The following is a 21,325-nucleotide window of genomic DNA, read 5'->3' on the forward strand; positions in this document are numbered from 1 at the left end:
GGCCGTCGACACGCGTGAACATCGGACGCCGTTCCGGTCGGCCCGCGGCGAGGGCGGCGCGGTGACCACCGTCGCCGATGACCGCCATCGTGGCCGGACGGAACGGGAACCGGCCCGGCGGAGCCGCATCCAGGCCCGTGACGATCAACCAGAAGTGCGGATCCCGCCCGAACGGCTGCTGCGGGAAGCGGCGCACCGGTGCCGGCCGGCCAGGCTCACCCGCACCGGCGAGAAGAGGGTGCGGCCGTCGTGGACCGGGGCCAGGACCCGGCCGGCCGCTCCGACGCCTCGGGAACCAGCGGCCGGAGCCCCTCACGCAGAAGACCGTGCGCCACCGCGAGACCGGACCACCCGCCCCCCGACGGCAGCGGCATCGACGCGTCCCATGAAGCATCACCTTATTTCGATGAATGCCTATGTTGACGCTTGTCGATACAAGTGCCATGCTGAGAACGCAAAAGATCGACAGACGTCGAAACAAAAGGGGATTCGTCATGAACGCCACCGCCACGGAGCAGCCGCCCGTCGTGGTCGTCGGAGCCGGTCCCGCCGGTCTGGCCGCAGCCGCCCACCTCGTCGACCGCGGCATCGAACCCCTGGTCCTGGAGGCCGGGGCCCGGGCCGGCGCGGCGGTGCGCGAGTGGGCGCACGTGCGGCTCTTCTCCACCTGGGGCGAGCTCACCGACCCCGCCGCCGAGAAGCTCCTGATCCCCACCGGCTGGACGAAGCCCGACACGAAGGCGTATCCGTCCGGCGGCGACTGGGTCGAGCAGTACCTCCAGCCGCTCGCCGACGTCCTCGGCGACAAGGTGCGCCTCGGCGCCCGGGTCACCGGCGTCTCCCGCGCGGGCCGCGACCGGACCGTCGACGCCGACCGCGAGGCGCAGCCCTTCACCGTCCACGTGGTCCACGCCGACGGACACGAGGAGAAGCTCCTCGCCCGTGCCGTCATCGACGCCTCCGGCACCTGGACGATCCCGAGCCCGGCCGGTGGCGACGGCCTGCCCGCCCTCGGCGAGCGTGCGGCGGCCGACCGCGTCTCCTACCGCGTCCCCGACCTGAACGACTCCGCCACCCGTGCCCGCTACGCCGGGAAGCGAATCGCCGTCATCGGCTCCGGCGCCTCCGCCTTCACCGCCCTCGCCACCCTCGCCGACCTCGCGAAGTCCGAGGGCGGGGCCGGCACGCACGCCACGTGGATCCTGCGGCGCGGGCTCTCCGGCTCCACCTTCGGCGGCGGCACCGCCGACCGGCTCCCCGCGCGCGGCGCTCTCGGCCTGGCCGCCAGGGCCGCCGTCGACGAGGGGCACGCCGACGCCGTCACCGGCTTCCGCACGGAGGCGATCGAGCGCGACGGCGACCGGCTGGTCCTGGTGGCGGAGGACGGTCGCCGCCTCGACCCGGTCGACGAGGTCGTCGTCCTGACCGGCTTCCGCCCCGACCTGTCCTTCCTCGGCGAACTCCGCCTCGGCCTGGACGAGCGCCTCCAGGCCCCCCTCGCCCTCGCCCCGCTCATCGACCCGAACCAGCACTCCTGCGGCACCGTCTACCCGCACGGCGCGGGCGAGCTCTCCCACCCCGAGGAGGGCGTCCACCTGGTCGGCATGAAGTCCTACGGCCGCGCGCCCACGTTCCTGGCCCTCACCGGCTACGAGCAGGTCCGCTCCGTCGTCGCCGCCCTCGCCGGCGACCGCGAGGCGGCCGAGCGCGTCGAACTCGTCCTGCCCGAGACCGGGGTCTGCGGCGGCGCCGGCCTCTTCGACCGGGCGACCACCGATCGGGCGAGCGACGGGGGCGGCTGCTGCGCTCCGGCTCCGCAGCCGATCCAGCTCGACACCACCTCGGCGCCTTCCTGCCGCTCGTGACCCACCTCGACCTCCACGCGGCCGGGACCGCGACCGGGACGGGGTCCGGTCGCGGCCCCCGCACGATCATGACCGCGGGCTCCGCAACGGGCGTTCCGAGCCCGGCCGTCGCGCTCGCGCCGAACCCGGCGGTGTTCTTCGCCGGCCGGACCTGGCCGGGCTCGCCATGTCCGCCGCCTTCCACCAGCCCGCGTTCGCCGCCCTCATCCGCCGGTGGGCCCCCGCACAGGGGGCTCCTGTGGTGTGACTTCCCGTCGATGCACGACGACACATGTCGGCACTGCGCGCATCGATCCTTCCTGACGCCCCGCGCGGAGGCCGGCATCGACCCCCCGAATCCCGACACCGGCCTTCCCCGGCAAGAAGCTTGTCTTCCGCACTCCCCCACACGGGCCGTCGGCGCCTGAAAGGAGGCGAAGACGTGCCTTGTCGCGAGGTCAACGTCCCCATGCGAAGCACCACCGGAGACAGCGGAGTTCACGTCTCCACCGGAACGGCCACGGATTCCGGTGCCGCCATCCGCATCGCACAGCGGTCGTACCAGGCCGCGCAGAAAGCGCAGCGGGTGGGCCAGGGGATACCCGGCGAACGCCCCGACGGGTGGGGTGCCCGCGGCTACCGCCCGGGCCGGGGCGGCCAGGGCGGCGTCCATCGCCCCCTGGCACGGTGACCCGATCGCGAAGATCAGCGAGGGCGACGCCGGTGGCGCGAAGCACCGCATCAGCACCCGCAGCGGCCGCGACCGGCATGCGCGGGGCAGCATCGGGAGCGAGCCCGAGTTCGACACCCGGGGTTCGCGACGCCCGGTCGCGCTTCAGTGGCTCCGTCCGGGCCCGGCGCTCGACATCCGGGCGGCAGACGGTGACCAGCGCCACCTGACCACCGGTCAGGAAGGTCGACAAAAGGTCGGCACCGATCCGATCGAACGCTGACACACGAGCCCGAACATGAGGCTCGGCGCGCTTCCCCTCGCTCCCGGCAGACTCCCGAAGCCGAGCACAAGACAGGATGCGGAGCAAGGGGCCCAGCACGATGGCCGTCAGTGGGATCACAGCCCATCCGAGCATGGGTTTCCGCAGGTCAGCGCACTCGCCCGCGCGGCTTCAGCGGGGTGGTGGGCAGGGCCGGGGCGGGCAGCCGCGCACCGTCGTAGCCGTGCACCTCGCCGAACCGCAGACCCTGCTCCCAGTCGTTGCGCGCCTGTACGATCTCCTCACCGGACCGGCCGACGAAGTTCCACCACATGACGATCTCCTCCCCGAACGGCGGGCCGCCGAGGAGGACCGTGCGGGCCGGGGCGGTCGACTCGTTCGTCAGCGTGAGGGCGTCCGGGCCGGGGGCCGCGTAGCCCAGTTCGGCCGGGTGCAGGAGGGTGCCGGCCAGGCGGACCTCTCCTTCGTCGACGAGCAGGCCGTGTTCGAAGGCGGGGTCCGTGGGGAGGGTGACGGCCGCGCCAGGGTCGAGGAGGATCTCGGCGCCGAGCAGCGGGGTGAAGGTCCGCACCGGGGAGGTCTCGCCGGCCAGGGAGCCGAGGAAGACCCTGACGTCCGCCCCGTCGAGGCGGACGGTCCCGGGGGCGTAGTGCTGGAAGTCGCGGGCGGTGTCCCGGTGCTCCCCGGGGAGGGCGACCCATAGTTGTACGCCGTGCAGGACCGTCGTACGGGCGGTGGAGACCTCGGAGTGGCTGATGCCGTGACCGCCCGTCATGAGGTTGAGCTCGCCGGGGCGTACGAGCGCGTGGCTGCCCAGGCTGTCGCGGTGCTCGATCTCTCCGCTGAACAGCCAGCTCACGGTCTGGAGGCCGATGTGCGGGTGCGGGGCCACGTCCATGCCGCCGGACTCCGCGACGTCGTCGGGACCGTAGTGGTCGGCGAAGCACCAGGCCCCGATGAGGCTACGGGTCCGCTGCGGGAGCGTGCGCCGCACGGTCATCGCCCGCGGGCCGCCCAGGGGGACGTCCCGCGCGGACAGCACCTCCACCCCGATCCCGGCGGCTCCGGACTCCGTCCCCGTCCCCGTCTTGTCGCTCATGCGCGTCCCCCTCCGGAAACCTGTAGTTTCGTTTTAAACAATCATGGACGATGATAGCTTCCGCGACCGCGGAAGGCCCCGAGGACGGAGTGCGCAGTGAGCGATGCGGCGGAAACCCCCACGACCGGACGGATCCACCTCGACAAGCAGAGCCCCCAGGCCTACCACGCCCTGGTCCGGACGGCCGAGGCGGTCCGCGCGACGGCCGCCGACGCCGGGCTCGACCGGATCCTGGTGGAGCTCGTCAACCTCCGGGTGTCCCAGATCAACGGCTGCGCCTCCTGCCTCGACGTGCACACCCGGGCCGCCCTGCGCGCCGGCGAGACGCCCCGCCGCCTCGGCGTGCTCGCCGCCTGGCGCGACACCGGGCTCTTCACCCCGCGCGAGCGCGCGGCGCTGGCCCTCGCCGAGGCCACCACCCGCCCCGCCGACGCCCTCGCGCAGGAGCGCGCCTACGACGACGCCCGCCGGACCCTCACCGACGACGAGATCTCCGCCGTGATCTGGGTGGCGATCACCATCAACGCGTTCAACCGGGTGTCGATCCTGAGCAAGCACCCCGTACGGGACGCCTCCCCCGGGGTCTGATCCACCGGACGGGGGTGTACGGGCGGTTCACCGGACGTCCGCCTCGGCGAGGCGTTCCCGGGCCTCGGTGAGGCGCTGGGGGTCGGCCGCGGCGCCGAGGGCGAGGCACCGGGAGAAGGCGTCCCGGGCCCCGGCGCGGTCCCCGGCGGCCAGCAGGCTGTTGCCGAGGTGGACCAGGGCACGGCTCTCCATGGCCGCGTTGCCGCCGGCACGGCAGAGCTCCACGGCGACGCGCAGGTGCTCGGCGGCCTCGGACCAGTTCCCGAGCTGGGCGTGGGCCCCGCCGATGAGCACCCGCAGGTTCGTGCGGGTGAAGTCGGCGATGTGCGGTTCGATGCGGTCGCCGGCCTGGTCGAGGAAGGAGAGCGTGTCCAGGATCTCCGCGACGGACTCCTCCTGCCGGCCCCCGTCCACCAGGATCTGGTCGTGCTCGACCCTGCACTGGAGCGCGCCGTGGAGGTCGCCGGCGGCCTCGAACAGCGTGGCCGCCTCACCGTTGTGGCGCGCCGCCGCCGCGTAGTCGCCGAGCAGCCTGAAGGCCCAGGCGGTATACTTGTGGGCCCATCCCTGTTGCGGGAGGTCGCCGGCGCGCACGGCCGCGGCGAGGGCCTGGGCCGAGCGGTCGAGACTGTCGTGGTGGCGGCCCTCGCAGACGAGCAGGGCCCAGGCGTGGTAGTTGAGGTGGGTCGCCTCCAGGACGGGGTCGCCGAGGGCCTGGGCGCAGCGGGCGGCCGTGGCGAAGACCTCGGGCCAGTGCCCCCAGAAGATCCACTGGTCGGAGAACCAGTGCAGCGCCTCGGCGGCCTCCACCACGACGGCGTGGTCCCCCGCGGCGGCGGCCGCGCGCAGGGCGGCCAGCCAGTTGACGCCCTCGACCCGGAGCCACCGGCGGGCGTGCCCGGCGGTGGACAGGTCGACGGTGCCCTGCCACGTGGCGGGCGGGGCGCCGTGGTCGGGCTCGTACCAGCGGCCGGCCATGACGGTGGTTTCGAGGAGCCAGCGGTGCAGCGCCGTCCGGGCGGCCTCGGCCGCCCCGGCCGGCTCCTCGGCCCGCAGCCGGTCGCGGGCGTACAGGCGCAGCAGGTCGTGGAAGCGGTAGCGGTCCCGGTCCGCGCCCAGGAGACCGGTCTCGACGAGTTCCTCGAGGGTGTCCTCGGCGTCGAACGGTGACTGCCCGGTCAGCCGGGCGGCGCCGGCGACTCCGGCGTCGGGCCCGTCGACCAGCGCCAGCAGCCGGAACATGCGCGCGGCCGTGGGGGTGAGCTGGCGGTAGGACAGATTGAAGGCCGCCGACAGACGGAGGTCGCCGGCGGCCAGCGCGTCCAGGCGGCGCTCTTCGAGGGCGAGGCGGTCGGCGAGGCGGCGCACCGTCCAGCCGGTGCGCGTGGCCAGCCAGTTGCCCGCCACCCGCAGGGCCAGCGGCAGGTGCCCGCAGTGGCCGGCCACCTCGGCCAGCGCGCCCGGTTCAGCCTCCGCGCGTTCCCCTCCCACCAGGGAGGTCAGGAAGACGGCGGCCTCGGCCGGGGAGAGCTCGCCGAGGGGCAGGCGGTGGACGCTCTCCAGGCCGGTGAGCATCCTCCGGCTGGTGACCACCACCATCCCCGCGCCCGCGCCCGGGAGCAGCGGACGCACCTGGGCCTCGTCGCGGGCGTTGTCGAGGACCAGCAGACACCGCCGCTCGGCCAGCACCCGCCGGCACAGCTCCGGGTGCCCCTGAGGACCGGCCATGGCCAGGTCCCGGTCGGCCACCCCCAGCGCCTTCAGGACGCGGAGCAGGAGTTCGGCCGCGTCCGGCGCGTCGTCGTCCGTCCCCCGCAGGTCGAACATGAGCTGACCGTCCGGGAAGCGCCCGGCCAGGTCGTGGGCGGCGCGCAGCGCCAGGGTGGTCTTGCCCGCGCCGGGCGGCCCGGACACCGCCACCACCACCGGTATCCCCGCGGTCCCCTGCCCGGTCAGCGCCCGCAGCCGCGCCAGCTCCGCCTCCCGGCCCACGAAGTCGTCGATGCCGCGGGGGAAGGCGTGCAACCCCGCCGGGCGCGGGCGGGGGTTGCGGCCGACCCGGGCGACGGCGAGCAACCGCTCCCGCTCCGTCCCGTCCAGCCGCAGCCCGTCCGCGAGCGCGGCCACCGTCCTGCGCTGGGGAGTCGCGACCCGCCCCCGCTCCAGGTCCCCGATCCCGCGGACGCTCACCCCCGACGCCTCCGCCAACGCCTCCAGGGTCAGCGACGCGTCCAGGCGCAACCGCCGCAACAGCGCCCCGAACTCCAGACCTGCTCCGGTCACCCGCTCATTCCTCCACTGCCCCCCGAATCGAACAATGTGCCCATCCTGCCCGAGCGGGGGTTCCGGAGCGCGCCCCGGCCTCCGGCATTCCTGCCTGTGGTTCTGCCTGGAGGCGGAAAAGGGCCGCTGCTTGGCTGTGTGGTGCGGGCAGGCACCGGACCCACCGAAGTGGTTCGCCGGCCGCGCCCCCCACCCCACTTCTCCCCTCTCCCCGGCCGGAGGCCGACATGAGCCCGGTGTTGACGACCGCCTCGGTGCCCGACCGGGACAAGGTCGCGTACTGGAACGACGCGGTGAGCAGGACGCTGGTGCCGGTGACGGTCACCCCCCGGGGCGACGGCCCGTTCGAGGGCCGGATCACCGCCGACCGCCTCGGACACCTGCGGGTCTCCACCGTGGAGGCCGACGCGGGACGGACCAGCCGTACGCCGGCGCTGATCGCCGGGTCGTCCGGGGCGTCCGAGTCGCCGGTGGCGGTCGGCGTCCAGGTGTCCGGCACGGCCGTCTTCGCGCAGGACGGCCGCCGGACCGAGCTGGGCGCGGGCGACCTGGTGGTGTACGACACGGCCCGGCCGTACTCCTTCGACCATCCGCGGCGGTTCGCCCTGCACGTCTTCCAGTTCCCGCGCCACGCCCTCGGCGTGTCGGACCACGACCTCCGGCAGGTCACCGGCCGGGCCGTCGGCACCGGGGACGGCTTCGGCGCGACGCTGTTCCCGTTCCTGGTGGACCTGGCCTCCTCCCCCGCCGACGGACATCCGCCGGCCGTCGCGAACTGGCTGGCCGGCCACGTGGTCGACCTGTTCGCCACCCTGATCACCGAACGGGCCCGGCCGGAGGAGACCGACGCGGACGCGCGGAGCCGGCTGATGATGCGCGTCCTCGACCACATCAACCGGAACCTGGGCGACCCGGACCTGTCCCCGGAGCGCATCGCGCGGGAGCACCGGATCTCCGTCCGGTACCTGCACCGGCTGTTCGAGGGCGAGGGGACCACCGTCGGCCGGCTCGTCAAGCAGCGGCGCCTGGAGGAGTGCGGCCGCGAGCTGGCCCGCCCCGGCGGAACGGCCCCCACCGTGGCGGCCGTGGCCCAGAGGTGGGGCTTCGTCAGCCCCGCCCACTTCAGCCGGACCTTCCGCGCCGCCTACGGCGTCTCCCCCCGGGAGTGGCGCGGTCGGCACGCCGCCGGGGACGGCCTCGTGCGGTCCCCGGTGTCGGGCGGGTAGGACCCCCGTCCCAGGAACTGCCGTGCCGCGGGGAGCGTCCTCCAAGGTCGACGAACGACCGCCCCGCCCCGCGGTGTGACGGGGCTCACGCGCCTTCTTCGGAAACGGTGTCGACCGTCGAGGCCGTGCCAGGCGTATGCCCGGTGAAGCGAGAGACCCGGGAGTTGCCGTTGACCGTCGAAGAGTTCGAAGCGTTCTACGTCCAGTCGGTCGGGCGGCTCACCGGGCAGCTCTACGTCATGCTCGGCGACCTGCAGGAGGCTGAAGACGTTGTCCAGGAGGCGTTCGTCAAGGGCTGGAACCGGCGGCGCCACCTGGACGGCGACAGCGGACCGGAGGCGTGGATCCGCACGGTCGCCTGGCGCCTCGCCGTGAGCCGGTGGCGCTTCCGGAGGCGTACGGCCGACGCCTGGAACCGGCGGGCGGCCCCGCCCCACGCGGCCGGGCCGGGACCGGAGCACGTGGTCCTGGTCGACGCCCTGCGGACCCTGCCCGCCCAGCAGCGGCGCACCGTCACCCTGCACTACCTGTGCGACCTCACCGTCGAGCAGATCGCGGGCGAGACCGGGCTGTCCGCCAGCACCGTCAAGACACACCTCGGCCGGGGGCGCGCCGCCCTCGCCGACCGGCTCAACGACACCGAGCAGGAGGCCGGATCCCGGTGAACGACCCCACCGATCCCTCTCTGAGGGCCCTGTTCCAGGCCGCCGCCGACCACGGCAGCCGGGAGGCCACGACGCTGCCCGTCGCCCAGGTCGCCGAACGGGGCCGGCGGGCCCGGCGGCGCCGGGTGGCCCTCGCCACGGTCACGGCGGGCGTCGTCGCCGTCCTCGGCGTGGCCACGGCCGCCTCGCTCGCCCCCGGTCCCGCCGGACCCGCCCTGCCCGCGACGAGCCCCTCCGTGCCCGATCCCGGCCCCAGCCCCACCCACCGCCCCGGGCCCCTGCCCCGGGAGACGGAGAACAGCACTCCGCCGGGTCCCGGCAGCGCGACGACGGAGGGGCGACAGACCCGTCCGCCGGCCTCCGGCCGGACGACGACGCCACCGACGGCCCCGCCGGCGACGGCGACGACCATGGCGACGACGACACCGCCGCCGGACTGATCGGCCCGCCGCCTTCCCGTTCTCCCGGACGCTCCCGACCGGCCGACCGGCCCACCCGCCGACCGGCCGACCCGCCGATCAACCGACCGGCCGACCGGTCGACCGACCCGCCCACCGGCCGACCGCCGACCGCGTCCGTGCTCCCGGGGCGGCCCCGCACCACCGGGCCGCCCCGCCCTCCCCCGTACCCGCGTACCCGCGCGCACCGCCCCTCCGGCGTGCCCGCGTCCTCACGGAGAGACCTCACCCATGCCGATCTCGGCACCGCCCTCCCCCGGGCGCGCCCCCGTACGGACGGATCCCGCCGTGCGCACCGCCCTCGTGGAAGGCCCGCCCGCGGCCGTACCGCCGCTCCGGCTCCGCCCCGCCGACCGCGAGGTCCTGTGGCTGTACCTGCTGACGCGGGCGGCCGTGTGGACGACCGCGTACTGCACCCGCTGGCTGTTCCCGGCGTCCGGTGACGCCCGGGTGCCCGAGCCGGTCCTCGCGCCCTTCGAGCGCTGGGACTGGGGGCACTTCCTGAACATAGCCAGGGACGGGTACTTCCCCGGCGGGCCGGGCGAGGGGGACAACCGGGAGGCGTTCTTCCCCGGCCTCCCCCTGGTCCTGCGCGCCGTGCACGTGCTCGTGCCCCACTGGACCGCCGCCGGGCTGCTCGTCTCGCTCGTCGCCGGGGCGGTCGCCGCCGTGGCCCTCGCCCGGATCGCCGCGCTCCACCTGCCCGGCTCGCGCGCGGGCGGCCGCGCCGCGCTGTTCCTCCTGGTGTCGCCCTGCGCGGTCTTCCTGGCCGCCGGGTACAGCGAGGCCCTCTTCCTCGCCCTCGCCCTGCCGGCCTGGCTCGCGGCCCGGCGGCAGCGGTGGCTCCTCGCCTCGGTGCTCGCCGCCGGCGCCACCACCGTCCGCGTCAGCGGGCTCTTCCTCGCCGCCGCGCTCGTCGTCCTCTTCCTGACGACGCGGCGGGACGAAGGGGCGGGCCGGAAGCGCGAGGCCGCCTGGCTCCTCCTCCCCGGTCTGCCCGCGCTCCTCTACTTCCGGTACCTGTACGGGCGGACCGGCGACCCCATGGCGTGGAAGCACGCGCAGGAGCGCGGCTGGTACCGGCACTTCCGCGCCCCCTGGGAGGCCTGGTCGCAGACCTGGCACGAGGCCTTCGGCCACACCCAGGCCACCGGTTACGCCGCCCAGTTCCAGGCCGACCTCCTCGCCATGGCGCTCGGCCTGGTGCTGCTCGCCGCCCTCGTCGCGCGGCGCCGCTGGCCGGAGGCCGTGTACATCGCGCTGACGCTGTGGGCGCTCGGCACCTCGTACTGGTACATGTCCGTGGCCCGCAGCACCCTCCTGTGGTGGCCGCTGTGGGTGGGCCTGGCCGTCTGGAGCGTGCGCCGGCGGTGGGTCACGCTCGCCTACCTGTGCCTGGTCGCGCCCCTGAGCACCGTCCTGGCGATCACCTTCATGACGGGACGCTGGGCGGGCTGACCGCCGGGGAGCGGCCGTGCCGCGCGTGGCCGCGCAGGGTGGCGAGGGAGACCTCCTCCAGGCTCTCCGCGAAGACCCGTCCCGGCCCCGGCTCCACCGGGAGCAGGGAGGGGACGACCAGGACGACGCAGCCCGCCGCGTCGGCCGAGGCGGTCCCGTCCGGCGAGTCCTCGACGGCCACGCAGGACGCGACCGGGACTCCCAGGCGGCGGGCGGCCGTCCGGTACGGGTCGGGGTGCGGCTTCGTACGGTCGGTGTCGTCGGCCGAGAGGGTGAAGGCGAACGGGACGTGCGCGAGCGCGCCGCCGGTCACCGAGTCGACCACCGACCGGGGGGAGGCGCTGACCAGGGCGAACGGCACGCCCGCTCGCTCCAGTTCGGCGAGCAGCCGTCCCGCCCCCGGGCGCAGCGGCGCGCCCGCGTCGACGCGCCGCCGGAACGCGGTGGTGAGCGCGGAGGCGATCCCGGCCGTGCCCGACGTGCCGGTGGTCCGTACGAGGTGGGCGGCGGTGTCCTCGACGGCCCGGCCGACGACCTCGGGGGCGTCGGCGGCCGTCAGGCGGTGGCCGAGCCGGGCGGCGACCTCCTCCGTGGCGTCCCACCAGAGGGTCTCGGTGTCGACAAGGGTGCCGTCCATGTCGAAGAGGACCGCGGCGAGTTCACCCACCGGTCGTCTCCCGGGCCACGACGAGGGCGGGGTGGCGGACGGCGCCGAGGGCGACGCGTACGCCCGGGAGTAGCGCTCCCGCGTCCCGCGACGGCAGGTCGGCCTTGACCGGTGTGCCGGCGCGGTCGAGGTGGACGCGGGTGACCGGGCCGAGGAAGGAGGTGGAGACCACCGTCGCGTCGCCGTCGGGGTCCTCGGTCACGGTGAGGTTCTCGGGGCGGACGAGCACGTCGACCCCGGGCCCCTTCGGCGCCTCGCCGTCGACGGGCAGCCGGACGCCCGCGACCTCGACGAGGCCGGGGTCCACGAGGCGGCCCGGCAGCCGGTTCATGGTGCCGACGAACGCGGCGACGAACGCGGTCGCGGGGCGCCGGTACAACTCGGCCGGGGTCGCGCACTGTTCGAGGCGTCCGGCGTTGAGGACGGCGACGCGGTCCGCCATGGACAGCGCCTCCTCCTGGTCGTGGGTGACGAAGACCGTGGTGATGCCGAGGTCGAGCTGGAGCCGCCGGATCTCCTCCCGCAGGCTGAGGCGGACCTTGGCGTCGAGCGCGGAGAGCGGCTCGTCGAGGAGCAGGACGCGGGGGCGCAGGGCGAGGGCGCGGGCGAGGGCCACACGCTGCTGCTGGCCGCCCGACATCTGGTGCGGGTAGCGGTCGCCGTGCTGCGGCAGGCCCACCAGGTCGAGGAGTTCGGCGGCGCGGGCGCGCCGCTCGGCCGCCCCCGCCTTCCGCACGCGCAGGCCGAAGGCGACGTTGTCGCGGGCGGTGAGGTGGGGGAAGAGGCTGTACGACTGGAAGACCATGCCGGCGTCGCGGCGGTGGGCCGGCACGTGGGTGACGTCGGTGCCGTCGACGAGGACCTCGCCCGCGTCGGGCCGCTCGAAGCCGGCGAGGACGCGCAGCGCGGTGGTCTTGCCGCAGCCCGACGGGCCGAGCAGGGCGAGGAGTTCGCCCGGTTCGACCGTCAGGTCGAGTCCGTCGAGGGCGGTGGTGGGGCCGAACGAGCGGCGCAGGCCGCGGAATTCGACGCGGGCCCCGGTGACGGCCGCGGTCTCCGTCCGTTCCGCTGTTGCTGAGGACATGGTGGGTCAGGACTCCTTGCGGACGGTGCGGCGGGAGGTACGGGGGGCGGGGGCGCCGGTCGGCGCCGTCCCCGCCCGGGACAGGACGAGCAGCAGGGCCCAGGTGACGAGCAGGCTGAGGAGCGAGACGGCCACCGACATGCGGGCCTGGGCGCCGGAGATGGAGACGATCCACACCGCGAACGGCCGGAAGCCCAGGAGCGAGGCGACGGTGAACTCGCCGAGGACCAGGGCGAGGGTGAGGAAGGCGGCGCCCGCGAGCGAGGAGCGCAGGTTGGGCAGGATCACGCGGACCATCACGTACGTGCGGCTCGCCCCGCAGTTGCGGGCGGCCTCGACGAGGGTCGGGACGTCGACGGCGCGCAGTCCGGCGTCGAGGGAGCGGTACACGAACGGCAGGGCCATGACGGTGTACGCGAGGACCAGGACGACGGGGAAGTCCTCGTTCTGGACGGCGAGGAACGTCTGGTAGAGCGGGGTCCGCGAGAGGTGGTCGGGTCCCCAGCGCAGGACCGTGCTGATGCCGGTGACCAGGGCGATCGGCGGCACCACGAGCGGCAGCGTGCACAGCACCTCGATCACCGGGCGCAGCCGGGGCGCGCCGAGTCGTACGGCCACCAGGGCGGGCACGGCGAGGAGCAGGGACAGCGCGATCGTGGCGGCGGCGAGCCCGAGGGAGAGCGTCAGGCTGCTCAGGAAGCCCTCGGCGCCGAGGAGTTCGGTGTACGCGGCGAAGGAGACGCCCTGGCCGGGGGTGCGGACCGTGAACACGAACGAGGCGATCAGCGGGACCAGGAAGTACGCGCCGCCGAGGCCCAGGACGAGTCCGCGCCACACGCGGGGGCGGCGGCGGGGCTTCCGTACGGGAGCGGCGGGCCGGTCCGTCCGTGTCCCGGTCTCCGGGGCGGTGGGGGTCATCGCAGCCATCGGGCGCTCCTGCGTTGGAGGGGGAGGTGGACGGCCATGACGAGTCCGGCGACGAGGATCATGTCGAGTCCGAGGGCGAGGGCGACGTTCTCCTGGCCGACCAGGACGTTCCCGGAGAGCGCGTCGGCGATCTTCAGGGTGACCAGGGGGACGGAGCCTCCGACGAGCGCGGCGGCCGTCGCGTGGGCGGCGAAGGCGCTGCCGAAGAGCAGCACGAACCCGCCGAGCAGCGAGGGCGCGAGGACCGGGAGGGCCACGTGGCGCCAGTACTGCCGGGCGCCGGCGCCCGCGTTCCGCGCGGCCTCGCGCCACTGGGGCCGCAGTCCGTCGAGGGCGGGGACGGTCACCAGGACCATCAGCGGGACGAGGAAGTACAGGTAGACGACGGTGAGGCCGGTGAACGAGTACAGGTTCCAGCCGAGGGAGGTGAGGTCGGCGAGCTGCGTGACGACGCCGGAGATGCCGAGGGTCGCGATGAACGCGAACGCCAACGGGACGCCGCCGAAGTTGGCGAGGACGCCGGAGGCGGTGAGGACCGCGCCGCGCAGGGCCCGGGAGCGGGAGGTGACGACGGCCTGGGCGATGAGGACGCCGAGGACGGTGCCGAGGAGCGCGGTGAGGGCGGAGAGCTGGACGCTGCCGATCAGGGAGCCCAGGTAGGGGCCCTGGAGGGAGCGGCCCAGGTGTTCGCCGGTCGCGGTCGTGGCGCCGGTGGCCGGGTCGGTGCGGGTCACGGCCCCGTACGCCAGGGCGCCGAGCGGGAGCCCGGAGCACAGGGCGGTGAAGGCGATCAGCGGGAGGGCGGCGAGCCAGGTGCGGGGGCCGCGCCGCCGGCGGCGGGTGCCGCCGGCGGTTCCCGTGGCGGGGGCGGCCTGCGGCGCGGCGGCGGCTCCCGTGGTGGGGGTGGGGGAGGCGGAGGACATCAGGAGACGGCCTTGTCCCACTTCTCGGCGAGGGTGGCCTTGGCCTTGTCGAGTTCGGCGGAGGCCGGGAAGGAGGGGGTGCCCCCGACCTTCGGGAGCTTGGCGACGAAGGTCTTGTCGGCGGTGCCGTCGGCGGTCATGGCCGGGAGCAGGACGGGACGGGCGTATCCCTTGAGCCAGAGGTTCTGGCCCTCGGTGCTGTAGAGGAACTCCATCCACAGGCGGGCGGCCGCCGGGTGGGGGGCGTCCTTGTTGATGGCCTGGGAGTAGTACTGGGCGTAGACGCCGTCGGTGGGGACGGCGACCTTCCAGTCGACGCCCTTGGACGCGAACTGGTCGGCGTAACCGGCGTTCAGGTAGTCCCAGTCGATGCTGATGGGCGTCTCGCCCTTCTCGACCGTGGCCGGGGTGGACTCGACGGGGATGAAGTTGCCGCTCTTCTTCAGCTCGCCGAAGAAGTCGATGCCGGGCTGGATGTCGGCGAAGGAGCCCTTGCGGGCGAGGGCGGCCGCGTAGACGCCGCCGAAGGCCGAGCCGGACTTGGTCGGGTTGCCGTTGAGGGCGACCTTGCCCTTGTACTCGGGCTTGAGGAGGTCGGCGAAGCTCGTCGGGCAGTTCGGGATCCGCTTGGCGTCGCAGCCGATGGAGACGTAGCCGCCGTAGTCGTTGTACCAGCGGCCGGCCCCGTCCTTCTGGCCGGCGGGGATCTTGTCCCATGCCTCGACCTTGTACGGGGCGAAGAGGCCCTCCTCGGCGCCGCTGCGGGCGAAGGCGATGCCGAGGTCGAGGACGTCGGGGGCGCGCTTCTGGCCCTTGCGGGACTTGACGGCGGCGATCTCGTCGGCGCTGGAGGCGTCCGGGTTCTCGCTCTCCACCTCGATGCCGTACTTCGCCTCGAACGCCTTGATCAGCTCGCCGTAGTTGGCCCAGTCCGGCGGCAGCGCGATGACGTGGAGCGCGCCCTCCTTCTTGGCCGCCGCGGTGAGGGCGTCCAGGCCGCCGAAGCCCTCGGCGGAGGCCGCGGTGGCGGCCTTCGCGCCGTCGCCCTTGCCGGTCTCGCCCTCGGGGGCGGCGCCGCAGGCGGTGACGGTGGTGAGGACGACGGCGCCGAGCAGGACGGCGGCGCCGCGGGCGGGGGTTCTGTGCACGGGTTCTCCCAGGAGCGAGGGTGAAACTTGTCTGGACAAGACGCCCCTAGTTCGCCCGGACGTCCTGTCCGGCGGGTGAACGGCGCATGACGGCTCCCCCACGCCTCCCGGAAGAGCCGGTGGCGGTGAACCCCAGGTGAACACCGTGGAGTTGAGGCTTCCCGACGAGCCGCCCCGCGCCCGTACCTCGGGTTAGGGTGGAGGGAGTGACAGCACACGCCGTGACCGGGTGTGCACAGCCATGCGCGCGAAGGGGGAGGCCGTGACGGCGCTCTACGTGGAGATCGCGGAGGGACTCCGCCGCTCGATCCTCAGCGGCGAGTACCCCGTCGGCGCCCGGCTGCCGTCCGAGAGCGACCTCGCCGACCGCTGGTCCGCCTCGCGCGGCACCGTGCGCCAGGCCGTCGCCCTCCTCACCTCGGAGGGGCTCGTCGGCTCCCGGCAGGGCGCCCGCCGCATCGTGCTCCGCCGCGAGCGCCGGCACAGCTTCGCCGAGCTGCACAGCTTCGCCCAGTGGGCGCGGGCCATGGGCTACCGGGCCACGAGCCGCTTCCTGCACCGCGAGCGGCGCCCCGCCACCCCCGAGGAGGCGCGCCGGCTCGTCCTGCCGGAGGGGGCCGGGGTCCTCGACGTGCTGCGGCTGCGGTACCTGGACGGCGAGCCGGTGATGGTGGAGCGCACCGCGTACGCGGCCTGGGTCGCCCCCGCGGTCGAGGCCCTGCCGGTGGACTGTGCCTCGATCATGGACAGCATGGCCGAGGGGGCCGGGATCGTCGCCCACTACGGCGAGCACCTCATCGACGCCGTGCCGGCCGGCAGCGACGACGCCCGGCTGCTCCGCGTGCGCCGGGGCAGTCCCCTGCTCCGGCAGCGCCACCTCACCAGCAATCCGGACGGCCGCCCCATCGAGTGGACCGAGGACCGCTACCGGGCGGGGAGCGTCACCTTCAACGTGAGCAACTCGGTCGGCACGGCCCCGCTGGTCCGGGATCCGGGCGCGCTCCTCATGTGACGGCCCCGCTCGTGTGACGGCCCCCTCGTGTGACGGCCCCCTCATCCGTGGCGCGGCGCCCGGGGCGGGTTCCTCGGGGCCGTCGCCCGGTCGATCGCCGCCTCGACGGCGGCGACGCGGTCGGCGAGCAGCCCGAGGGCAGCGACCGCGCGGGCCAGGGGGTCGTCCCCGGAGCCGCCGAGCGTCCGCGCGCGGACGTACGCGGCGGACACCTCGTCCCGGCGCGCGGCCTGCTCGGGGGTGAGGGTGCCCCGGAGTTCGGCGAGCCGGAGGAGGTTGGCCTCGGCCTCGGTGGTGAGGGTCTGGGCCTCGGCGGTGTAGTGGTCGTCGATCACGGCGGCCAGCTCGGCGTCGTTCATGGCGGGCGAGATCCGGGCCGCGATCCTGTTCATGGTGCGGTACGAGCCCTGGAGCCGGAACGGCGGCGCGGTGCGGGCCGCGTCGCTGCGGGCGGCGGAGGCGATGTACTCCTCGTTGACGGCGAGGACCGTCTCGCGGGCCGTGAGGAGCCGGCCGAGGACGGCGAGGATCCGCTCCAGCTCGGCCGGGGCGTACGGGTGGGCGAGCCGGTCGCGGCGCGCGGTCGGGTCGCCGGCCGCGAGGCGGACGAGCAGCTCCAGGTCGGCCCGGTCGCGTCCGGCGAGCGGGGCGAGGGCCGCGTGGGAGGTGAGGGCGTTCTCGACGAAACTGAGCGCGAAGGCGTCCTCCTTGCCGGTCAGGACGTCGCCGAGGTTCCACACGTCGGCCCGGTCGGCGAGCATGTCGGGCACCCGGAAGGCCCGTCCGGACTCGGTGTACGGGTTGCCGGCCATGCAGACGGCGAAGCGCTTGCCGCGCAGGTCGCGCCCGTTCAGGGTGCGGGTGGCGTCGCAGAGCGGGATGAACCTCTGGAGGAACTCCGGCGAGGCGTGCTGGATGTCGTCCAGGTACAGCAGGACGTTGTTGCCGGCCTCCAGCGCGAAGGCGATCTTCTCCAGCTCGCGGCGGGCGGTGGCGTCGGGCGCCTCGGCGGGGTCGAGGGAGACCGTGCGCCGTCCGAGGGCCGGTCCGTCGACCTTGACGAGGAGCAGGCCGAGGCGGTCGGCGACGTACTCGACGAGGGTGGTCTTGCCGTAGCCGGGCGGGGAGAGGAGCAGCAGCAGGCCGTGGGAGTCGGTGCGCTCGGCGTCCCCGGCGGCGCCGAGCTGCTTGGCGAGGTTGTCGCCGACCAGCGGCAGGTAGACCTCGTCGACGAGCCGGTTGCGGACGAAGGAGGACATGACCCGGGGGCGGTACTCGTCGACGCGGAGCCGGGTGTGCTCGGCCGCGACGAGCGCGGCCCTGCGCTCCTGGTAGGCGCGGAAGGCGGGCACGTCGACGGCGGCGAACTCCCTGGTCCTGGAAAGGAATGCGTCGAGCCTCACCTCCAGCGTGCGGTGGCGTACGCGGGGGTGGGCGCCCAGCAGTCCGGTGACCGTCGCGGTGGTCGGGGCGTCGACCTCGTACCGTGCGAGTCCGGGGCAGAGTTCGACGGCGACGGCCTCGGCGAGCACTCCCCCGTCGAGCCCTTCGCCGTCGAGCCCTTCGCCGTCGAGCCCTTCCCCGTCGAGCCCTTCCCCGTCGTGCTGTTCGCCGTCGAGCGGCTTGCCGATGGCGGAGGCGTAGGCGGTGAGCCAGGCCTCGACGAGGCAGCGGCGCGCGCCGAGGTCCGTGAGGCCGGTGAGGGCGTCGTCGTACCCGGAACTCCCCACCGTACGGCGGAACGCGTCGAGCAGGGTGCGGGCCGCCGCCGAGACGGCGAAGCCGCTCGGACCGGCGGCGAGTTCCTCGACGAGGTACGCGGCGGCGGTCGCGTCGCCGATCTCCCCGGCCAGTTCGTCGCGCAGCCCCCGGACGGCCGACGCGGCGCCGAAGAGGTCGCGGGCGCGGGTCAGCGAGACCGCGGTCCGGGTCCACCGGTCGCGGGCCTCCTCGGTGGCGGTGTGGGCCCAGAAGAGCTGGGCGGCGGCCCGCGCCGCCGCCGGGTACCGCAGTGGTCCGGCCTTCGCCCGGAGACCGAGGAGCGTCTCCAGGATCGCCGCCGCGTCGTGGTCGTGGACGCCGCGCTCGTACCCCTCGTCGTGGGCGGCCTCGGCGGCGGACCGGGCCAGGGCGGGCAGGTCGGCGCCCGACAGGCCGTCCGCGCCGTGCTCGGCGAGCAGCCGGGCGGCCAGGTGCTCGGCCCGGTAGACCGCGGGTGACTCGGAGGGCAGCGTCCGGTCCCAGAACGGGCGGGTCGCGGCGAAGTCCGGGTCGGTGACGGGCGCGCGGTAGTCGGTCCCGGTGAGGGCGAGGGCCAGGGTGTCCCCGTACGGGACGAGGGTGAGTTCGGAGGCCTGCCGGTTGACGGCGAACCGGTGGCGGCCGAGGCGGACGGTGTCGCCGCCGTCGGAGAACAGCTCGGTGCGGTCGCGCAGCGCGCGCCCGGCCTCCTGGCGGGCGGCGCCGAGCCTGCCCTCCAGCTCCTCGGCCCGTACCCGGTCGTCGAGTGCGCGCAGGTCGGCGGCGGTGCGCCGGACCTTGGCGACCATCGGGTCGGAGGCGAAGTAGGTGTGCACCTCGTCCAGGTCGGCCAGGGTCGCGGCCCGGCGGGCGATCGCCTCCAGGACCCGGTCCGCCGATCCGGCGAGCCGCTCGGCGCGGCGGGCTCGGGCGTCCTGGAGGGACTGCTTGCGGGCGGTGAAGGCGTCGTGGATCCCGGTGCGCCGCTCGGCGAGGTCGGCGAGGAAGCAGTCGTGCTCGGCGAAGCGGGACTCCAGGTTCTCCAACTGGAGCAACAGCAGGCCGAGTTGGTCGTCACAGTGGTCGGGGGTGTCGGCGGCGGCGAGCGCGCCGGTGACGGCCTGGCCGAGCAGGGCGAGTTCGGCGGCGAACTCCGCCCGGCCCTCGCGGTCGAGGAGTTCGGCGCGGCGCGCGGCGAGGACGGCGCGGGCGCGGTTCAGGGCGCCCAGGACGTCCGCGACGCGGCCCAGGACGGCGGTGCGGACGGTGGCGTCGCCGATGTCGAGCCCGGCGACGATCTCGCTCAGGGTGCGCAGGCCGGTGGTGCGCTCGTCGATCAGCTCGCCGGCCGGGCCCGTCTCCGCGACGGTGGCGACCTCCCCGGCCTCTGCGGCGAGCCGCTCCGCCTCTGCGTGCTGCCCGGCGAAGGCGTCCTCGCCCCGGAGGAAGGCGACGGCCCGCCGGCCGGCCGAGGCGATGTCGGACTCGATGTCCGCCGCGAGGCCGTCGATGGCGTCCGCGTCGGCGTACCGCATCTCCTTCAGGGTGATCACATGGCCCTGGGAACGGCGGAGTTCGGTGATCCGGGAGATCCACTCCTCCGCCGTGGCGGGGGCCTCGCCACGGACCCGCCGGACGAGCCGGGCGATCCGTTCGGTCGTCTCCGCGAGGGCGTCGGCGGCCTGCCGGGTGAGGGCGGTGACGGTGGCGAACTCGTCGAGGACCTGGCTCGCGGTGGCCCGGAGTGCGGCGAGCGGGGTGCGCAGGTCCCCGGTCTCCGGGTCCCCCAGCCAGTGGTGGACGTCGCCGGCCCGCTCGCAGGCGGCGACGAGCGCCTCGTACACCTCGCCGGCGGGGGTGAGTTCGGTGGCCTGCCGGGCGATCGACAGGCAGTCGGAGATGCCCCGGACGAGGTCCGCGTTGCCGATGCGGGCCAGCGGGTCGTCGCTCACCGGGGCCGCGTGCGCGTCGGAGACGTACGGCGTCGACCAGATCTGCACGGGGTGGATCCGGCCGGGTTCGCCGGAGTCGCCGCGCAGGACGACCATCGTCCCGTCGTCGAGCAGCGCGTACCCCCGGCAGCCGAGCGGGACGGCGATCTCCTTGCGGATCAGGTTGTACGACAGGAGGAGACCGCGGCCCTCCGCCTCGGCGTGGAAGGCGAAGAGGAGGTCCTCGCCGTTGGGCGAGCGGACCGTCCGGTCGAAGGCGAGGCCGGAGGTGTCGGTGTCGAAGGTCTTCACGGCGCCGGAGGAGAGGCAGTAGCCGCCGGGGAAGACGACGCCCTCGTCGCCGGGCAGCCGCAGACAGGCCTGCCCGATGCCGTCCAGCCGGACGACGCTCCCGGTCAGCGCGTTGAAGACGAGGTACCGGACGGCCTCTTCCTTGTACGGGCGGACCCGGATCAGGGTCAGGGCGCCGACGACGGCGTGGGCCACCTCGGCGTCGGCAAGGGCCTGGAGCGGCTCGTCGACCGGCTCCGTGTGGATGCCGTCGGCGGTCTCGGGGTCGTTCTCCGTCTTCACGGTGAGCGCCCCGCCGGTCGTGGAGACGTACAGGCGGCCGCCGAGCGAGATGTGGGGGTGCCGGCCGGAGACGTGGTCGTCCCGGGTGCTCTCCGTCCAGTCGAGGTCGTGCGCGGGCGGGAGGGTGTGGTCGCGCTCGCCCCGGGCGTCGAGGAAGCGCGCCCCGCCGGACGGCCCGAGGGCCCAGCGCAGCACCCGCAGGTCGTCGGTCTTCTCGCCGGTCCGGAAGACGGCGAGGAGCCGGTCCTCGACGCGCCGCAGCCGGAGCAGCCGCGCGCCCCGGAAGTAGCGGTGCAGCGCGGCGAACTCGCGGACGAAGCCGGGGTCGTCCAGGAGGCCGGGGACCGCGTCCCCGGGCAGCGGGTTCAGGTCCCGGTCGCGCAGGGTGAGGACGTCGGCGACCGCCGGCTCCTCACCGCTCGTGGTGACCGCCGGACCTCCGATGCCCTTGGCGACCGCCGGTCCCCCACCGCCCCCGGCGACCGCGCGGCCGCCGAAGAGCAGGACGTCGTCCGCGACGGCGACGACGTCCAGGAGCACTCCGGCGCGGTCGGTGCGGACGCGGTCGGTGCCGGTGAGGGCGAGCCCGCCGGAGCCGAAGGCGGCGGTGCGGGCGGCGTTGAGCGCCTCGGCGCGCCGGGCCAGTTCACCGGCCTGCGCGGTGAGGCGGTCGCGCAGCACCGCGTACGTGTCCCGGTCGATTCCGCCGCTCATCCCTGTGCTCC

The 21,325-nt window shown here is 74.9% G+C and carries 17 protein-coding genes; 8 read left to right on the plus strand and 9 right to left on the minus strand.

Annotated elements, in window-relative coordinates:
* Positions 1 to 215: 215 nt before the first annotated feature.
* Complete coding sequence (locus ACFYNX_RS24390) at positions 216 to 374, minus strand: NAD(P)-binding protein (protein WP_388664102.1); 159 nt, start codon at positions 372 to 374, stop codon at positions 216 to 218.
* Positions 375 to 494: 120 nt separating this feature from the next.
* Here ACFYNX_RS24390 and ACFYNX_RS24395 point away from each other — a divergent pair, with 120 nt between their 5' ends.
* Both ACFYNX_RS24395 and ACFYNX_RS24400 read left to right on the plus strand, forming a co-directional pair.
* Complete coding sequence (locus tag ACFYNX_RS24395) at positions 495 to 1,865, plus strand: NAD(P)-binding domain-containing protein (protein WP_388664104.1); 1,371 nt, start codon at positions 495 to 497, stop codon at positions 1,863 to 1,865.
* Positions 1,866 to 2,470: 605 nt separating this feature from the next.
* Complete coding sequence (locus tag ACFYNX_RS24400) at positions 2,471 to 2,797, plus strand: hypothetical protein (RefSeq protein WP_388664106.1); 327 nt, start codon at positions 2,471 to 2,473, stop codon at positions 2,795 to 2,797.
* 148 nt (positions 2,798 to 2,945) lie between these two features.
* Here the strand turns inward: ACFYNX_RS24400 and ACFYNX_RS24405 are convergent, their stop codons facing one another.
* Positions 2,946 to 3,896: a pirin family protein gene (locus ACFYNX_RS24405; protein WP_388664108.1), complete on the minus strand. Its 951-nt coding sequence runs from the start codon at positions 3,894 to 3,896 to the stop codon at positions 2,946 to 2,948.
* A gap of 96 nt (positions 3,897 to 3,992) precedes the next feature.
* On the opposite strand from ACFYNX_RS24405, the gene ACFYNX_RS24410 reads away from it, so the two are divergent.
* Complete coding sequence (locus ACFYNX_RS24410) at positions 3,993 to 4,484, plus strand: carboxymuconolactone decarboxylase family protein (protein WP_388664110.1); 492 nt, start codon at positions 3,993 to 3,995, stop codon at positions 4,482 to 4,484.
* Between the two features lie 27 nt (positions 4,485 to 4,511).
* Here the strand turns inward: ACFYNX_RS24410 and ACFYNX_RS24415 are convergent, their stop codons facing one another.
* Positions 4,512 to 6,767, minus strand: a complete 2,256-nt coding sequence (locus ACFYNX_RS24415; RefSeq protein WP_388664112.1) for an ATP-binding protein — start codon at positions 6,765 to 6,767, stop codon at positions 4,512 to 4,514.
* Positions 6,768 to 6,994: 227 nt separating this feature from the next.
* On the opposite strand from ACFYNX_RS24415, the gene ACFYNX_RS24420 reads away from it, so the two are divergent.
* From ACFYNX_RS24420 to ACFYNX_RS24435, 4 genes are all read left to right on the plus strand, one after another.
* A complete protein-coding gene (locus ACFYNX_RS24420; protein ID WP_388664114.1) occupies positions 6,995 to 7,993 on the plus strand; it encodes a helix-turn-helix domain-containing protein in 999 nt (332 codons plus the stop codon).
* Positions 7,994 to 8,163: 170 nt separating this feature from the next.
* On the plus strand, positions 8,164 to 8,658 hold the full coding sequence (locus ACFYNX_RS24425; protein WP_388664116.1) for a SigE family RNA polymerase sigma factor: 495 nt from the start codon (positions 8,164 to 8,166) through the stop codon (positions 8,656 to 8,658).
* Positions 8,655 to 9,098, plus strand: a complete 444-nt coding sequence (locus ACFYNX_RS24430; RefSeq protein ID WP_388664118.1) for a hypothetical protein — start codon at positions 8,655 to 8,657, stop codon at positions 9,096 to 9,098. Before ACFYNX_RS24425 ends, ACFYNX_RS24430 begins: the two co-directional genes overlap by 4 nt.
* A 249-nt stretch (positions 9,099 to 9,347) precedes the next feature.
* Positions 9,348 to 10,574 carry a mannosyltransferase family protein gene (locus tag ACFYNX_RS24435; RefSeq protein ID WP_388664120.1) on the plus strand — a complete coding sequence of 409 codons (1,227 nt, stop codon included), beginning with the start codon at positions 9,348 to 9,350 and terminating at the stop codon, positions 10,572 to 10,574.
* Here ACFYNX_RS24435 and ACFYNX_RS24440 read toward each other — a convergent pair.
* The 5 genes from ACFYNX_RS24440 to ACFYNX_RS24460 are packed head-to-tail and all read right to left on the minus strand — an operon-like array spanning position 10,549 to position 15,290.
* On the minus strand, positions 10,549 to 11,241 hold the full coding sequence (locus tag ACFYNX_RS24440; protein WP_388664122.1) for an HAD family hydrolase: 693 nt from the start codon (positions 11,239 to 11,241) through the stop codon (positions 10,549 to 10,551). The two genes, ACFYNX_RS24435 and ACFYNX_RS24440, sit on opposite strands and share 26 nt — an antisense overlap.
* The gene (locus ACFYNX_RS24445) at positions 11,234 to 12,325 is read right to left on the minus strand and encodes an ABC transporter ATP-binding protein (RefSeq protein WP_388664124.1); all 1,092 of its coding nucleotides are present in this window, start codon (positions 12,323 to 12,325) and stop codon (positions 11,234 to 11,236) included. The genes ACFYNX_RS24440 and ACFYNX_RS24445 overlap by 8 nt, the downstream gene beginning before the upstream one ends.
* Positions 12,326 to 12,331: 6 nt before the next feature.
* The gene (locus tag ACFYNX_RS24450) at positions 12,332 to 13,252 is read right to left on the minus strand and encodes an ABC transporter permease (RefSeq protein WP_388664126.1); all 921 of its coding nucleotides are present in this window, start codon (positions 13,250 to 13,252) and stop codon (positions 12,332 to 12,334) included.
* On the minus strand, positions 13,240 to 14,175 hold the full coding sequence (locus ACFYNX_RS24455; protein ID WP_388664128.1) for an ABC transporter permease: 936 nt from the start codon (positions 14,173 to 14,175) through the stop codon (positions 13,240 to 13,242). Before ACFYNX_RS24455 ends, ACFYNX_RS24450 begins: the two co-directional genes overlap by 13 nt.
* A complete protein-coding gene (locus ACFYNX_RS24460; RefSeq protein ID WP_388664530.1) occupies positions 14,175 to 15,290 on the minus strand; it encodes an ABC transporter substrate-binding protein in 1,116 nt (371 codons plus the stop codon). The genes ACFYNX_RS24455 and ACFYNX_RS24460 overlap by 1 nt, the downstream gene beginning before the upstream one ends.
* Before the next feature lie 274 nt (positions 15,291 to 15,564).
* On the opposite strand from ACFYNX_RS24460, the gene ACFYNX_RS24465 reads away from it, so the two are divergent.
* A complete protein-coding gene (locus ACFYNX_RS24465; protein WP_365540246.1) occupies positions 15,565 to 16,335 on the plus strand; it encodes a GntR family transcriptional regulator in 771 nt (256 codons plus the stop codon).
* A gap of 41 nt (positions 16,336 to 16,376) precedes the next feature.
* Here ACFYNX_RS24465 and ACFYNX_RS24470 read toward each other — a convergent pair whose 3' ends face one another.
* A complete protein-coding gene (locus ACFYNX_RS24470) occupies positions 16,377 to 21,314 on the minus strand; it encodes a DNA repair ATPase (RefSeq protein ID WP_388664131.1) in 4,938 nt (1,645 codons plus the stop codon).
* Positions 21,315 to 21,325 lie beyond the last annotated feature (11 nt).

It is taken from the genome of Streptomyces sp. NPDC007872, assembly GCF_042868165.1.
GTDB lineage: Bacteria > Actinomycetota > Actinomycetes > Streptomycetales > Streptomycetaceae > Streptomyces.